The organism is Flammeovirga sp. OC4 (assembly GCF_000812565.1).
In the GTDB taxonomy this organism is placed as follows: domain Bacteria; phylum Bacteroidota; class Bacteroidia; order Cytophagales; family Flammeovirgaceae; genus Flammeovirga.
Map to the genome: position 1 here is coordinate 1 of NZ_JTAM01000034.1, position 628 is coordinate 628.

Below are 628 nucleotides of genomic sequence, written 5' to 3' on the forward strand. Positions count from 1 at the left end.
TCCTCCATCGTAAGAGTAAGGATCTCCGTAAGTGACTGTCGCTGTTTCCGTATCTGCACCGCTATAGGTTTGACCATCGTAACTGCTGATATACTCACTATTTTCAATAAGTTCATCGAAGAATAGGAGGTTATTATCAACATTGAATTGTGTCTTTTGGTCATTGGCATTATCAAAAGAAGTTAGTGCGACATCCTCTAATTGGTTATCCGCAAGATTTACCGTTTCTAAATACCCGAAGTTTTCAATTGTAAGGCTGGTTGGCAAGCTAGTTAAAGCTCTATTCGAAAGATCTAAATCAATAACTCTACCGTAGTTATCAATTTGAGTAGCTACTGATTTTCCGTCATTATCTACCCAATCACGCATTTCTATTGCTTTGTCAGGCGTTGTTCCTAACTCTACGAATAGATTATACAATGCCACTGAATCCTCTTGTCCTAATGTAAATAATAGGTCAATTTGTTTTGTGAAGATGGTTAGACCAGTGATTGAAGTTGACGTGATATTCAATCTATAACTATCTGCATTGTCACTTGTCATTGAAGGAATGCTTAACTCCGCCGCTGAGCTTTCCGTTGATCCGTCGCTTACTTTTGTCCAGTTATATTCAAGAGAAGCGATTTCA

The 628-nt window shown here is 38.2% G+C and carries 1 protein-coding gene; it reads right to left on the bottom strand.

Annotated features, from left to right (window positions below):
- Window positions 1–628: hypothetical protein (locus PL77_RS32040; protein ID WP_044208357.1), on the bottom strand; the 628-nt coding region annotated here is incomplete at both ends.